11 protein-coding genes are annotated in these 13,254 nt (G+C 64.7%); 6 read left to right on the top strand and 5 right to left on the bottom strand.

Annotation, left to right across the window (positions count from 1 at the left end; all coding sequences use genetic code 11):
• Positions 1–151 precede the first annotated feature (151 nt).
• On the top strand, positions 152–727 hold the full coding sequence (locus F3J43_RS02575) for a hypothetical protein (RefSeq protein WP_166883260.1): 576 nt from the start codon (positions 152–154) through the stop codon (positions 725–727).
• Positions 728–783: 56 nt separating this feature from the next.
• Here F3J43_RS02575 and F3J43_RS02580 read toward each other — a convergent pair whose 3' ends face one another.
• From F3J43_RS02580 to bkdR, 3 genes are all read right to left on the bottom strand, one after another.
• Positions 784–2,121 (bottom strand): MFS transporter, encoded by a 1,338-nt coding sequence (locus tag F3J43_RS02580; RefSeq protein ID WP_166883261.1) that lies wholly within the window; start codon positions 2,119–2,121, stop codon positions 784–786.
• 130 nt (positions 2,122–2,251) lie between these two features.
• Positions 2,252–3,595: a glutamine synthetase family protein gene (locus F3J43_RS02585; RefSeq protein WP_166883262.1), complete on the bottom strand. Its 1,344-nt coding sequence runs from the start codon at positions 3,593–3,595 to the stop codon at positions 2,252–2,254.
• Positions 3,596–3,696: 101 nt separating this feature from the next.
• Positions 3,697–4,185 (bottom strand): Bkd operon transcriptional regulator BkdR, encoded by a 489-nt coding sequence (bkdR, locus tag F3J43_RS02590; RefSeq protein ID WP_166883263.1) that lies wholly within the window; start codon positions 4,183–4,185, stop codon positions 3,697–3,699.
• 198 nt (positions 4,186–4,383) lie between these two features.
• Between bkdR and F3J43_RS02595 the strand changes: the two genes are divergently transcribed.
• Genes F3J43_RS02595 through lpdA form a run of 4 tightly spaced genes read left to right on the top strand, consistent with a single transcriptional unit; the run spans position 4,384 to position 9,327 of the window.
• Positions 4,384–5,616, top strand: coding sequence for a 3-methyl-2-oxobutanoate dehydrogenase (2-methylpropanoyl-transferring) subunit alpha (locus F3J43_RS02595; protein ID WP_166883264.1), 1,233 nt, complete (start codon positions 4,384–4,386; stop codon positions 5,614–5,616).
• Between the two features lies 1 nt (position 5,617).
• On the top strand, positions 5,618–6,676 hold the full coding sequence (locus tag F3J43_RS02600) for an alpha-ketoacid dehydrogenase subunit beta (protein ID WP_166883265.1): 1,059 nt from the start codon (positions 5,618–5,620) through the stop codon (positions 6,674–6,676).
• Positions 6,677–7,945: a dihydrolipoamide acetyltransferase family protein gene (locus F3J43_RS02605; RefSeq protein ID WP_166883266.1), complete on the top strand. Its 1,269-nt coding sequence runs from the start codon at positions 6,677–6,679 to the stop codon at positions 7,943–7,945. It abuts the gene before it with no gap.
• A gap of 2 nt (positions 7,946–7,947) precedes the next feature.
• Positions 7,948–9,327 carry a dihydrolipoyl dehydrogenase gene (lpdA, locus tag F3J43_RS02610; RefSeq protein ID WP_166883267.1) on the top strand — a complete coding sequence of 460 codons (1,380 nt, stop codon included), beginning with the start codon at positions 7,948–7,950 and terminating at the stop codon, positions 9,325–9,327.
• Positions 9,328–9,430: 103 nt separating this feature from the next.
• On the opposite strand, the gene F3J43_RS02615 is transcribed toward lpdA, so the two are convergent.
• Positions 9,431–10,429, bottom strand: a complete 999-nt coding sequence (locus tag F3J43_RS02615) for a sensor domain-containing diguanylate cyclase (RefSeq protein ID WP_166883268.1) — start codon at positions 10,427–10,429, stop codon at positions 9,431–9,433.
• 217 nt (positions 10,430–10,646) lie between these two features.
• On the opposite strand from F3J43_RS02615, the gene F3J43_RS02620 reads away from it, so the two are divergent.
• Positions 10,647–11,204 (top strand): hypothetical protein, encoded by a 558-nt coding sequence (locus F3J43_RS02620; protein ID WP_205297594.1) that lies wholly within the window; start codon positions 10,647–10,649, stop codon positions 11,202–11,204.
• 103 nt (positions 11,205–11,307) lie between these two features.
• Here the strand turns inward: F3J43_RS02620 and F3J43_RS02625 are convergent, their stop codons facing one another.
• Positions 11,308–13,170 (bottom strand): sensor domain-containing diguanylate cyclase, encoded by a 1,863-nt coding sequence (locus F3J43_RS02625; RefSeq protein ID WP_166883269.1) that lies wholly within the window; start codon positions 13,168–13,170, stop codon positions 11,308–11,310.
• Positions 13,171–13,254: the final 84 nt, after the last annotated feature.

A 13,254-nucleotide genomic window follows, 5' to 3' on the forward strand; every position in this document is an offset into this window, starting at 1 on the left:
ATGCAAAACGCCACCCAACGGGTGGCGTTTTCGTTTCCCCGCCTCAGCGATAACCGGGCCTCACCTGGCGTGTTTCCCTGCTCCCGCGGACAGTGAGCTCCACTACGGTGACCTGCGCCCGACGTGGGCGCGACAGGACAAGAGGCGCACCATGTTTCCGACTACATTCACAGCCGAACTGCATTGCCAACACGGGCGTGTAGGCGTTGTCGAAACACCGATCTACGTACACCCCGCCTTCTCCATCGACCAGGACGGTTGGCTGTGCACGGAGGACCAGCGCGGGGACACCCCGAGCTTTCTACCTATTCGGTTTCTGTTCAAGTTCGTCAAGAAAAGCGGCAACCGCCTTCATTACCAGATCAACGGCGCAGAAACGTGGAAGTACTTCGGCTCGATACTCAGGCAGAACAAGAAGGGCTGGCTAGGCCTGTATGCCTCTCATGTCATGGGCAGGCTGCTCGAGTGGTCTCCACCCGCCGTCATCGGCAAAGCGCTCAGCGACCAGGCCCAGTGGAAGATTGAACTGCTGCAGGAGTGGGACGGTTCACTGGAGAGTGCCGGAAGCATCCCGTTCTACCTGCGCGACACAAGCGGCCACCGCGTTGCACTGGTGAAAGCCATCTATGACAGAGAAAAGCCAATACGCCACTACTGGTTCCTCAATGCCGGAGAAAAGGACGGTGAAATACTGGTATTTCACCTGAAAGACATTCAGCTCATCTGAAACGCACAGCCCGCCGGCAACTGGCCAATTCAGCCATTCGCCTGACGGGCAACCACTCAAGATCGGCCCACCTCGGCTTCAGTTTCGCTGGCACGCACCTGCGACTGTGGTTCCTCCTCGGTGTCCTCCGCCGCGACCGGCGCCTGCATGACCTCCTGGACCGTCTGCTCGTCGACCCGCGGATCAAGCGCCGCCGACAACGGCGAGCCGGCCGCTGGCATTGCCACGTGCCCCAGGGGCGCGTCCTGCACCTGGTGCAGCCCGGTAACCGCCTTCGGCCGGATACGCCAGACCAGCACCAGCGCGAAGAACAGGAAGAAGGCATAAAGCATCTGGGGGCCGAGCAGTTTCATCAGCACGCCGGCCGCCAACGGCCCGATGCAGGCGCCGACACCATAGGTCACCAGCAGCATCGCCGTCAGCGAAACGCGCCGCTCGCTCTCCACGTGGTCGTTGGAAAACGCCACCGCCAGCGGGTACAGGCAGAACTGCAGCAGGGAAATGACGAAACCGATGGCGAACAGCAGCTCCAGGGGCACCCCCGGCAGGATCGCCAGCGGCGCCGAGGCCAGCGCCAGGCCGATCGCCACGCTGCGGATCAGTACCGCCCGGTCGTAGCGATCGGACAACCAACCCAGCGGCCACTGCACCACCAGCCCGGCGAAGATGCAGCACCCCATGAACAGGCCGATCTGCTCGGTGCTCAACCCCTGGTTGGCCGCGTACAAAGGCGCCAGGCCATAGAAGGAACCGACGATCAGCCCCGAGCCAAGCACGGTGGACAACGACTGCGGCACCCGCTTGATGAAGAACTTCGGCTCCATCGGCGCCGGACGCAGGGGCGCGGGGTGGATACGCCGGGTCATCGCCACCGGCACCAGGCACAAGGCGAAGCACATGGCGACCAGCATCAGCAACTCCGGCCCCAGTTGCGGATGCACCACCAGGATCAACTGGCCAAGCACCAACCCCAGATAAGAGGCGATCATGTAGCCGCTGAACACGGCGCCGCGATGCTTGGCATCGGCCTGCTCGTTGAGCCAGCTCTCGATGACCATGTACTGGCACATCATGCCCAGGCCGACGATCATCCGCAGCCCGACCCAGGCCGGCAGCCAGTTGGTCAGGCCGTGCCCGAGCACGGCGGCGCCGACGATGCCGGCACAGGTGGCATAGGCACGGATATGCCCGACCCGGCCAATCAGCCGGTGACCGATCTTGCCGCCCAACGCCAGGCCAAAGTAGTTGGCCGCCATCAGCGCACCGACCCAGAGGCTGTCGACATGGTCCGCGGCCAGACGCAACGCCAGGTAGGTGCTGAGCAGGCCCGAGCCGATCAGCATCATCAAGGCAGCGAAGTACAACGACTGAAACGGCTTCCAGATGTTCCGCATACGTCCCGTCGGGCTCCTTGGTCAGGTGGCGTTGGGTTGCAGCCAAGCATAAGGGCAAATCGGCGGCGCTGCAGGCTCCTGACGGCGAAAGTGACCGCAGGAGGCGCATCCAGTAGCGGTCGTGTCGCGCTCAGGCCTGTGCTGCCAGCACCCGCCGCTCCCAGGGCGTGATCTCGTCGAAGAAATCGGTCAGTTCCAGGGTCTTGCTGGCGATGTAGCCTTCGATGAACTCGCTGCCGAACAGTTCCCGCGCCAGCGTGCTGCGCTTGAGGCGCTCCAGCGCCGCATGCAGGGTGCACGGCAGGCTCAGATGCTCCGGCACCTCGAATTCGCCCTGGATCGCCGGCGTAGGCGCAATGCGCTGCTCGATGCCATGCAGACCAGCAGCAAGGCTCGCGGCAATGGCCAGGTAGGGGTTGGCGTCAGCGCCCGGCAGGCGGTTCTCCACCCGCCGCGCCACGGGCGAACTGGCCGGGATGCGCAGGCCTGCAGCGCGGTTGTCATGGGACCAGCAAGCGTTGTTCGGCGATGCGTAGGGGTGGCACAGGCGCTGGTAGGAGTTGACGTTGGGGGCGAACAGCACGGTGAAGTCGGCCAGGCAAGCCTGCAGGCCACCGATGAAGTGCTCGAAGGTTTCGGTCGCCTCGCCCTGCTCGTCACTGAACACGTTGCGCCCGCTGGCGATCTCCACCAGGCTCTGGTGGATGTGCATCGAGCTGCCCGGCGTATGCGCCAGCGGCTTGGCCATGCATACCACGGTCAGTCCATGGCGCAGCGCCACTTCCTTGAGCAGGTGCTTGAACAGGAAGGTCTGGTCGGCCAGCAACAAGGGATCGCCGTGCAGCAGGTTGATCTCGAACTGACTGACGCCCATTTCGTGCATGAAGGTGTCACGCGGCAGGCCCAGCGCCGCCATGCAGCGATAGACCTCGTTGAAGAACGGTCGCAGGCCATTGTTGGAGCTGACACTGAAGGCCGAGTGGCCCATCTCCCGGCGGCCATCCTTGCCCAACGGGGGCTGGAACGGCTGGCCCGGGTCGGTGTTCGGGGCGAACACGAAGAACTCCAGTTCGGTCGCCACCACCGGCGCCAGCCCACGCTCGGCGTAGCGGGCGATCACCGCCTTGAGTTGGCCACGACTGGACAGCGCCGACGGCGTGCCGTCGAGTTCCACTGCGTCGCAGATCGCCAAGGCCCGCGGCTCGTCGCTCCACGGCAGGCGATGGACCTGAGCAGGCTCGGCGACCAGCGCCAGGTCGCCATCGTCGCTGCCGTAGAAGAGCGCCGGCGGATAGCCGCCCATGATGCATTGCAGCAGTACCCCGCGAGCCATCTGCAGGCGTCGCCCCTCGAGAAAGCCCTCGGCGGTCATCACCTTGCCGCGGGGAACGCCGTTGAGGTCCGGGGTGACACACTCGATCTCGTCGATGCCCATCAGGTGCTCTGCCTGGTTGCGCGGGCCTTCGGTCGTCATGACGCTGTCCTTTTTGTTGTACTCGCATGCCGGAAGTGGCGACGAACACAACATAGGCCTAGGGTGTTTAAAATATCAAGCACCCTGCCCCGCGGATGCTCTCAAGGCTCGCGCAGGGTCATGCCATTGACCGGCAACGGCAGCGCGGTCTTGTAGCGCACCTGCTTGAGCGCGAAGCTGGAGCGGATGTTGGCCACCCCCGGCAATCGCGTCAGGTAGTCGAGGAACCGCTCCAGAGCCTGGATGCTCGGCAACAGCACACGCAGCAGGTAGTCCGGATCACCGGTCATCAGGTAGCACTCCATCACCTCGGGGCGCTCGGCGATTTCCTCCTCGAAGCGGTGCAACGACTGCTCCACCTGCTTCTCCAGGCTGACATGGATGAACACATTGACGTCCAGCCCCAGCGCCTCGGGCGACAGCAACGTCACCTGCTGGCGGATCACCCCCAGCTCCTCCATGGCCTTGACCCGGTTGAAGCAGGGCGTCGGCGACAGGTTGACCGAGCGCGCCAGCTCGGCATTGGTGATCCGGGCATTCTCCTGGAGACTGTTGAGAATGCCGATATCCGTGCGGTCCAGTTTGCGCATGAGAGAAATTGACCTGGTTTTTGTGTTTGTACGGAATGTTTATCTGTGCCGCAGGACAAAGGCAATGAACTTGAGAGAAAAATTCTCCTGCCCTCCCCCTATGATGTAAAAAGACGCTGACTTGCCAGTCACGAGCCGGCACTCAGCGGCGACCGCTTCAAAGCTCACAAAAACAACATTCGAGCGAGCGTAAAAAGCATGAACGAGTACGCCCCCCTGCGTCTGCATGTGCCCGAGCCCACAGGCCGGCCAGGCTGCCAGACCGATTTCTCCTACCTGCGTCTGAATGACGCCGGTCAAGTCCGCAAGCCCCCTGTCGATGTCGAACCCGCCGATACCGCCGACCTCTCCGGCAGCCTCGTGCGCGTGCTCGACGAGCATGGCGACGCCCTCGGCCCCTGGGCCGCCGACATCGACCCGCAAGTCCTGCGCCAAGGCATGCGTGCCATGCTCAAGACGCGCATCTTCGACAGCCGCATGGTAGTCGCCCAGCGCCAGAAGAAGATGTCCTTCTACATGCAGAGTCTCGGCGAGGAGGCCATCGGCAGTGGCCAGACCCTGGCCCTGAACCGCAGCGACATGTGCTTCCCCACCTACCGCCAGCAGAGCATCCTGATGGCCCGCGACGTGTCGCTGGTGGAAATGATCTGCCAGTTGCTGTCCAACACCCGCGACCCGCTCAAGGGGCGCCAGTTACCGATCATGTACTCGGTGCGCGAGGCCGGTTTCTTCACCATCAGCGGCAACCTCGCCACCCAGTTCGTCCAGGCGGTTGGCTGGGCCATGGCCTCGGCGATCAAGGGCGATACCAAGATCGCCTCGGCATGGATCGGTGACGGCGCCACCGCCGAGTCCGACTTCCACACCGCCCTGACCTTCGCCCACGTCTACCGCGCCCCGGTGATTCTCAACGTGGTCAACAACCAGTGGGCGATCTCGACCTTCCAGGCCATCGCTGGCGGCGAGTCAACCACCTTCGCTGGGCGTGGCGTGGGTTGCGGCATCGCCTCGCTGCGGGTCGACGGCAACGACTTCATCGCCGTCTACGCCGCCTCGCGCTGGGCTGCCGAACGCGCCCGTCGCGGCCTCGGCCCGACGCTCATCGAGTGGGTCACCTACCGTGCCGGCCCGCACTCCACTTCGGACGATCCGTCCAAGTACCGTCCGGCCGACGACTGGAGCCACTTCCCCCTCGGCGACCCGATCGCCCGCCTCAAGCAGCACCTGATCAAGACCGGCCACTGGTCCGAGGACGAACACCAGGCGGTCAGCGCCGAACTCGAGGCCGAGGTGATCAAGGCACAGAAGGATGCCGAACAGTTCGGCACCCTGGCCGACGGCCATATCCCCAGCGCGGCCTCGATGTTCGAGGACGTGTACAAGGAAATGCCTGAACACCTGCGTCGCCAGCGCCAGGAACTGGGGGTCTGAGATGAACGATCACAACAACAGCATCCATCTGGAAAACGCCATGTCCACCACCACCATGACCATGATCCAGGCCCTGCGCTCGGCCATGGATGTCATGCTCGAGCGCGATGACAACGTGGTGATCTACGGCCAGGACGTGGGTTACTTCGGCGGCGTGTTCCGCTGCACCGAGGGCCTGCAGGCCAAGTACGGCAAGTCGCGCGTGTTCGATGCGCCGATCTCCGAAAGCGGCATCGTCGGCACCGCCGTGGGCATGGGGGCCTATGGCCTGCGCCCGGTAGTGGAAATCCAGTTCGCCGACTACTTCTACCCGGCCTCCGACCAGATCGTCTCGGAGATGGCCCGCCTGCGCTATCGCTCGGCCGGCGAGTTCATCTCGCCACTGACCCTGCGCATGCCCTGCGGCGGCGGCATCTACGGCGGCCAGACCCACAGCCAGAGCCCGGAAGCGATGTTCACCCAGGTCTGCGGCCTGCGCACGGTGATGCCATCCAACCCCTACGACGCCAAGGGCCTGCTGATCGCCTCGATCGAATGCGATGATCCGGTGATCTTCCTCGAGCCCAAGCGCCTGTACAACGGCCCGTTCGACGGCCACCACGACCGCCCCGTGACGCCCTGGTCCAAGCACCCGCACAGCGCGGTGCCGGATGGCTACTACAGCGTGCCGCTGGACAAGGCGGCGATCACCCGCCCTGGCAACGACGTCACCGTGCTGACCTACGGCACCACGGTCTATGTCTCGCAAGTGGCCGCCGAAGAAAGCGGCGTCGACGCCGAGGTCATCGACCTGCGCAGCCTCTGGCCGCTGGACCTGGAAACCATCGTCGCGTCGGTGAAGAAGACCGGTCGCTGCGTGGTCGTGCACGAGGCCACCCGCACCTGCGGCTTCGGCGCCGAACTGGTGTCGCTGGTCCAGGAGCACTGCTTCCATCACCTCGAGGCGCCGATCGAGCGCGTCACCGGCTGGGACACCCCCTACCCCCACGCACAGGAATGGGCCTACTTCCCAGGCCCTTCGCGGGTAGGCGCGGCATTGAAACGGGTCATGGAGGTCTGAATGGGCACGCACGTCATCAAGATGCCGGACATCGGTGAAGGCATCGCGCAGGTCGAGTTGGTGGAGTGGTTCGTCAAGGTCGGCGATGTGATCGCCGAGGATCAGGTGGTGGCCGACGTCATGACCGACAAGGCCACCGTGGAAATCCCCTCGCCGGTCAGCGGCAAGGTCCTGGCCCTGGGTGGCCAGCCAGGCGAGGTGATGGCGGTCGGCAGCGAGCTGATCCGCATCGAGGTCGAAGGCAGCGGCAACCATGTCGACACGCCCCAGGCCAAGGCGATCGAGCCGGCGCCCGCTCCGGCGAAGGTCGAAAGCAAGCCCGACGCGCGCATCGAGGCGCAACCGCAACAGGCCACGGCCCATGCCGCCGCACCGATCGTGCCGCGCGAGGCCCATGAAAAACCGCTGGCGTCTCCCGCCGTGCGCAAGCGCGCGCTGGATGCCGGCATCGAGCTGCGCTACGTGCACGGCAGCGGCCCGGCCGGACGCATCCTCCACGAAGACCTCGACGCCTTCATCAGCAAACCGCAGCGTAGCGCCGCTCAGGGCATCGGCGGCTACGCGCCGCGCACCGACAGCGAGCAGGTGCCGGTCATCGGCCTGCGCCGTAAGATCGCCCAGCGCATGCAGGACGCCAAGCGCCGTGTCGCCCACTTCAGCTACGTCGAGGAAATCGACGTCACCAACCTGGAGGCCCTGCGCCAGCAGCTCAACGCCAAGCACGGCGACAGCCGCGGCAAGCTGACCTTGCTGCCGTTCCTGGTGCGCGCCATGGTCGTCGCCCTGCGCGACTTCCCGCAGATCAACGCCACCTACGACGACGAGGCCCAGGTCATCACCCGCCACGGCGCAGTGCACGTGGGTATCGCCACCCAGGGCGACAACGGCCTGATGGTGCCGGTGCTGCGCCATGCCGAGGCCGGCAGCCTGTGGAGCAACGCCAGCGAGATCGCCCGGGTGGCCCATGCCGCGCGCAACAACAAGGCGACCCGCGAGGAGCTGTCCGGCTCGACCATCACCCTCACCAGCCTCGGTGCCCTGGGCGGTATAGTCAGCACGCCGGTGGTCAACACCCCGGAAGTGGCGATCGTCGGCGTCAACCGCATGGTCGAACGGCCAATGGTGATCGACGGCCAGATCGTCGTGCGCAAGATGATGAACCTGTCCAGCTCGTTCGACCACCGCGTGGTCGATGGCATGGACGCCGCGCTGTTCATCCAGGCCGTGCGCGGTCTGCTGGAACAACCCGCCTGCCTGTTCGTGGAGTGAGCATGCCCCAGATTATCGACACCACCCTGCTGATCATCGGCGGCGGCCCCGGCGGCTATGTGGCTGCCATCCGCGCCGGACAACTGGGCATCCCCACCATACTGGTCGAAGGCCAGGCCCTGGGCGGCACCTGCCTGAACATCGGCTGCATCCCATCCAAGGCGCTGATCCATGTCGCCGAGCAGTTCCACCAGGCCAGTCGCTTCACCGAGCCTTCACCACTGGGCATCAGCGTGAGCTCGCCGCGCCTGGACATCTGTCGCAGCGTCGAGTGGAAGGACGGCATCGTCGACCGCCTTACCAGCGGTGTCGCCGCGCTGCTGAAAAAGCACGGCGTGAAAGTGATCCATGGCTGGGCGAAGGTCCTCGACGGCAAGAACGTCGAAGTCGATGGCCTACGCATCCAGTGCGAGCACCTGCTGCTGGCCACCGGTTCGAGCAGCGTCGAACTGCCGATGCTGCCGATCGGCGGCGCGGTGATCTCCTCCACCGAGGCCCTCGCGCCCAAAGCCCTGCCGCAGCATCTGGTAGTGGTCGGCGGCGGCTATATCGGCCTGGAGCTGGGCATTGCCTACCGCAAGCTTGGCGCCCGGGTCAGCGTGGTGGAGGCACGCGAGCGCATCCTGCCGACCTACGATGCCGAACTGACCGCGCCGGTAACCGATTCTATCCGCAAGCTGGGCATCGACCTGCACCTGGGCCACAGCGTCGAGGGTTACGCGGACGGTTGCCTGCTGGCCCGCGATCCCCAGGGTGGGCAGCTACGCCTGGAAGCGGACCAGGTGCTGGTCGCCGTCGGCCGTCGGCCACGCACCCAGGGCTTCGGCCTGGAAAGCCTGGCGCTGAAGATGAACGGCGCGGCCATCGCCATCGACGAGCGCTGCCAGACCAGCATGCGCAACGTCTGGGCCATCGGCGACGTGGCTGGCGAGCCGATGCTCGCGCACCGGGCCATGGCCCAGGGCGAGATGGTCGCCGAGATCATCGCCGGCAAGGCCCGACGCTTCGAACCCAGCGCGATTGCCGCGGTGTGCTTCACCGATCCGGAAGTGGTGGTGGCCGGCCAGACGCCTGAGCAGGCTGCACAACAAGGCCTGGACTGCATCGTCGCGCAGTTCCCCTTCGCCGCCAACGGCCGGGCCATGAGCCTGGAATCGAAAAGCGGCTTCGTGCGCGTGGTCGCACGGCGTGACAACCACGTGATCCTCGGCTGGCAGGCGGTGGGGGCGGCGGTATCGGAGCTGTCCACCGCCTTCGCCCAGTCGCTGGAGATGGGCGCGCGACTGGAGGACATCGCCGGCACCATCCATGCCCACCCGACCCTGGGCGAAGCGGTGCAGGAAGCCGCCCTGCGCGCCCTGGGCCACGCTCTGCATATCTGATACTGAAGCGGCCACGGCCGATTTGACCCGCCGCGCCACAAGCGCCGCGGGTCTTTTTTCGACTGCTGATCACAACCCCGGATACCTGTGGTGATCGCTCAATTCACTCGGCAATCACGTTCTTGCCCGCTGCCTTGGCCCGGTACAGCGCCTTGTCGGCGCGGTCCAGCAACTCATGCGGCAACTCCCCTTCGCCCCACTGCGCCACCCCATAGCTCATGGTCAGCCGGCTTTCGCCCACCGCCGGCAGCTCGGCCAGCACCTGGCGGATCTCGTCGGCAATCGAACAGGCCTGCTCCAGGGTGGTCTGCGGCATAACCACCACGAACTCGTCGCCACCCCAGCGGGCCAGCAGGTCCTGCTCACGCAGGCGCTGGCGAATGCACGCGGTCACCGCCACCAGCGCCGCATCGCCACGGGCATGGCCATGCCGATCGTTGATCGGTTTGAAATCATCCAGGTCCATCGCGATCAACGCCAGCGGCTGGCGGAAACGCGCAGCCCGCTCGCAGGCTTGCTGCAGGGTCGTTTCCAGGCGATAGCGATTGGCGGTACGGGTCAGTGCATCACGTTCGGCCAGTTCGCGGTTCTCGTCCAGCTGGCGTTGCAATTGCTGGTTGACCCATGAGAGCTCCCGGGTGCGCTCGGCCACCTGGCACTCGAGCGACTGATTGCGCTGCTCGAGCCCCGCCACCAGGCGCTTGCCGGCATCGATGTTGCGATGCGCGCCGAGCATCCGGGCTACCGAACCATCCGGGTTGCGCGCGATGACATGGCCACTGTCCTCGATCCACAGGTAGCTGCCGTCCTGGCAACGGCAACGGTACTCGATGCGGTAGCGTTCGTTGCGCTGGTCGATATAAGCCTCGAAATGCGCCATGACCCGCGGATAGTCCTCAGGGTGGATCACCGACTCCCAGGTCAGCACCGAGTTGGCCATCGAGTGACTGGTGTAGCCAAGCATGGCGTACCAGCCAGGGTTGCGATAGACATAACCGCTGGCCGCATCCCAGTCCCAGATGCCATCGCTGATCAGGTCGAACAAGGTGTGCAACTGCTGCTCACTGAAACCCGGGGGGACCGGTCGTGATGCCTGACTCATGGACGCTCTCCTTCGTATCCAGCAACTGCGCCCTGGTCAAGGTGCTGCCGATCTTCATGAGGCTTGCCGCTGGCGGCAAACCTGTTCCTCTGAAAGGCAAGCATATTCCCGGCAGCCACCTACCGGAATAGCCCGGGAGCCCTATTTCCCTCGCCAACCACGCTTGGCACAGCTTTTGCCACTTTCGTCGCGCGTTTCGACTCTCCAAGGAGGAATCATGCTTATCACCCCAACCGGTCTTGGCTGGCAGCCCGCGCTGCAGCAACAGCAGCGCACCGACAACGACCAGGCCCTGGCGCAGTACGTCCCATTGCGCCAGGTCGCCGCCGCCGGCAACACCGCCGCGCAGCAGAACAGCCAGGGCAGTACCTCGCAACAGAATGCCGAGGACAACCGCAAGGAAGCCTTCGCCAAGCTGATGGTCATGCTGCAGAACCCGGACGTCGCAGCCCGCGAGCAGGCCAGTGCCGCCAAGCAGAAAGACAACGGTGCCCTGCAGGAATTCAAGGACTACATGGCCAAGTCGCCCGAGGAGAAGATCAAGGAGAAGCTGCTCCAGGAACTGGGCCTGACCATGGACGACTACAACGCCCTGCCGCCGGAACAGAAAGCCAAGATCGACCTGCAGATTACCCAGCGCATGCAGAAAGACGTCGAGATGAAGACCCAGGAGAAGCTGGCCAAGCAGGCCGAGCGCGCCGACCAGGTACGCCAGGGGACTGATATCGCCGCCGCGCAGAATACCCAGCAGCGCAAGAAAGTGCTGGAAGCCTGACCCACCGGGATGGCCAGTGCAACGCTGGTCATCCCGGTCTCTAGCGGACAGCCTTGCCATCAGGGCACAGAAATCATCCTGGCGGCACAAGCCTGTTGCCGCCTCACAGTCCGGGATCGAACACCTGGCGCCCGGGCACCAGGGTGAATCGGTTGCGGCCGTTGCGCTTGGCCTGGTACATGGCCTTGTCGGCCAGCCTCAGCACCTCTTCGGCGGTCAGCAGGTCGCCCTCGGCCTGGTTGAGATAGACCCCGATGCTGGCCCCCACCGTGACGTCAGCATGCGCCACCCTGATCGGCGCCGACAGCGTTTCGCATAGCTTGCGCGCGATATCCTGCGCCGAAGCCGGGTTGGCCACGGTCAGGGCAATAACCACGAACTCGTCGCCAGCCAAGCGGGCGACCGTGTCAGCATCGCGCACGATCGCCAGCATGCGTTGCGCTGCCACCTGCAACAACTGGTCGCCGGCTTCGTGTCCGTGCTGGTCGTTGACCTGCTTGAAACCGTCCAGGTCGATGAAGAACAATGCAAAGGCCGCGCGCTGCTGCAATGCATCGTCCAGCACCTTGTGCAGCGCCGCCCGGTTGGGCAGGCCGGTCAGCGCATCGAGCGTGGCCTGGTCGAGCAGGCTCTTCTCCTTGCGCTTACGCTCGGTCACATCCTGCGACATGACGAAGAATCCCTCCACCTGACCATGACGGACATCAGGAACGCAGGACGCATGCCAGATCCGCGGGTCGTCAGGGTTGTAGCGCACGTTGTCCGCCTCTACCCGCTCGCCGGCCAATGCCATGTGGAAGTACGGCAGCAATTGCTGATAAACCGGCTCCGGCAACACATCCTGCACCTTGCGCCCCCTGAGCTGGGTCGGCTCCATGCCGAAGACCTGCCGGTACACCGCGTTGTTGAAGCGATACTCGAGGTCAGTGCCGATCTGCGCGATCAACACCGGGATATTGTCGGCGATCGCCTGCAGGGTTTCCTGGCTGCGCGCCAGTTCCTCGGTACGCAGGGCCACCTGCTGCTCGAGGGTCGCCTGGTAGCGCTGGAGCTGTTGCTGGCGACGCTTGCGCTCACTGATATCGCGAACGAACACCACCAACTGTTCGGCCCGGCCTTGAGCATTGCGCAAGGCCGATACACTCAACTCGCACCATAACGCTGGATTCTCGGGAGTGACAAAACGTATCTCGGCGACCAGCGAGTCCAGCTCGCCAGCGATGACTTGTTGCCAGGGAGCGGTCAGCTTCGCCTGGTCCTGCGGGTCGATCAACTGGTCCAGACGCGTCAGCACCAACCACTCCCGACGCTTGCCCAGGAGCAGGCAAAGCTCGCGGTTGGGCTCAAGGATGCAGCCGTCCAGGCTGACCAGCGCCTTGCTGGTGGGGCTGTTATCGAACACGCGATGGAAACGCGCCTCCGATGACATCAGAGCCCCCTGCTCCGCCTCGCGCATCACGCTGCCCGAGTCGATGGCCAGGCTGCGGTGCAACATCTCGCGCTCGACGATCCGCGCCAGATCGCGCAGGTGCGCCAGCTCAGTGGCCGAGACTTCACGCGCACGGGTGTCCAGCACACAAAGCGTGCCTACGCTCAGCTCGCCGGCAAAGCGCAGGGGCACCCCGGCGTAGAAGCGGATGCGTGGCCCGCCGGTTACCAGTGGATTGTCGGCGAATCGCGGATCGGCGATGGCATCGGGAATCACCAGGATGTCTTCTGCATGCAGGGCATGGGCACAGAACGCCACATCCCGGCCAGTCTCGGACACATCCAGGCCTTGGCGCGACTTGAACCATTGGCGGTTCGTATCGACCAGCGACACCAGCGCCATCGGTACGTCGAGCAACACACTGGCCAGCCGGGTGATGCGGTCGAAGGTTTCTTCAGCGGGTGTATCGAGGATGTTCAGGCTCTCGAGAAAACACAGCCGCGCAGCTTCATTGAGGGGTGACGGGGCAATTTGCATGACGGCACGCTCAAAAAATCCCAACCCGCAACGATAGCGCTGCGGCGCTCAAGCGCAAGCCTTCCGCCCTTCTGTCCAGCACAG

It is taken from the genome of Pantoea sp. Cy-639 (assembly GCF_011752525.1).
Taxonomy (GTDB): domain Bacteria; phylum Pseudomonadota; class Gammaproteobacteria; order Pseudomonadales; family Pseudomonadaceae; genus Aquipseudomonas.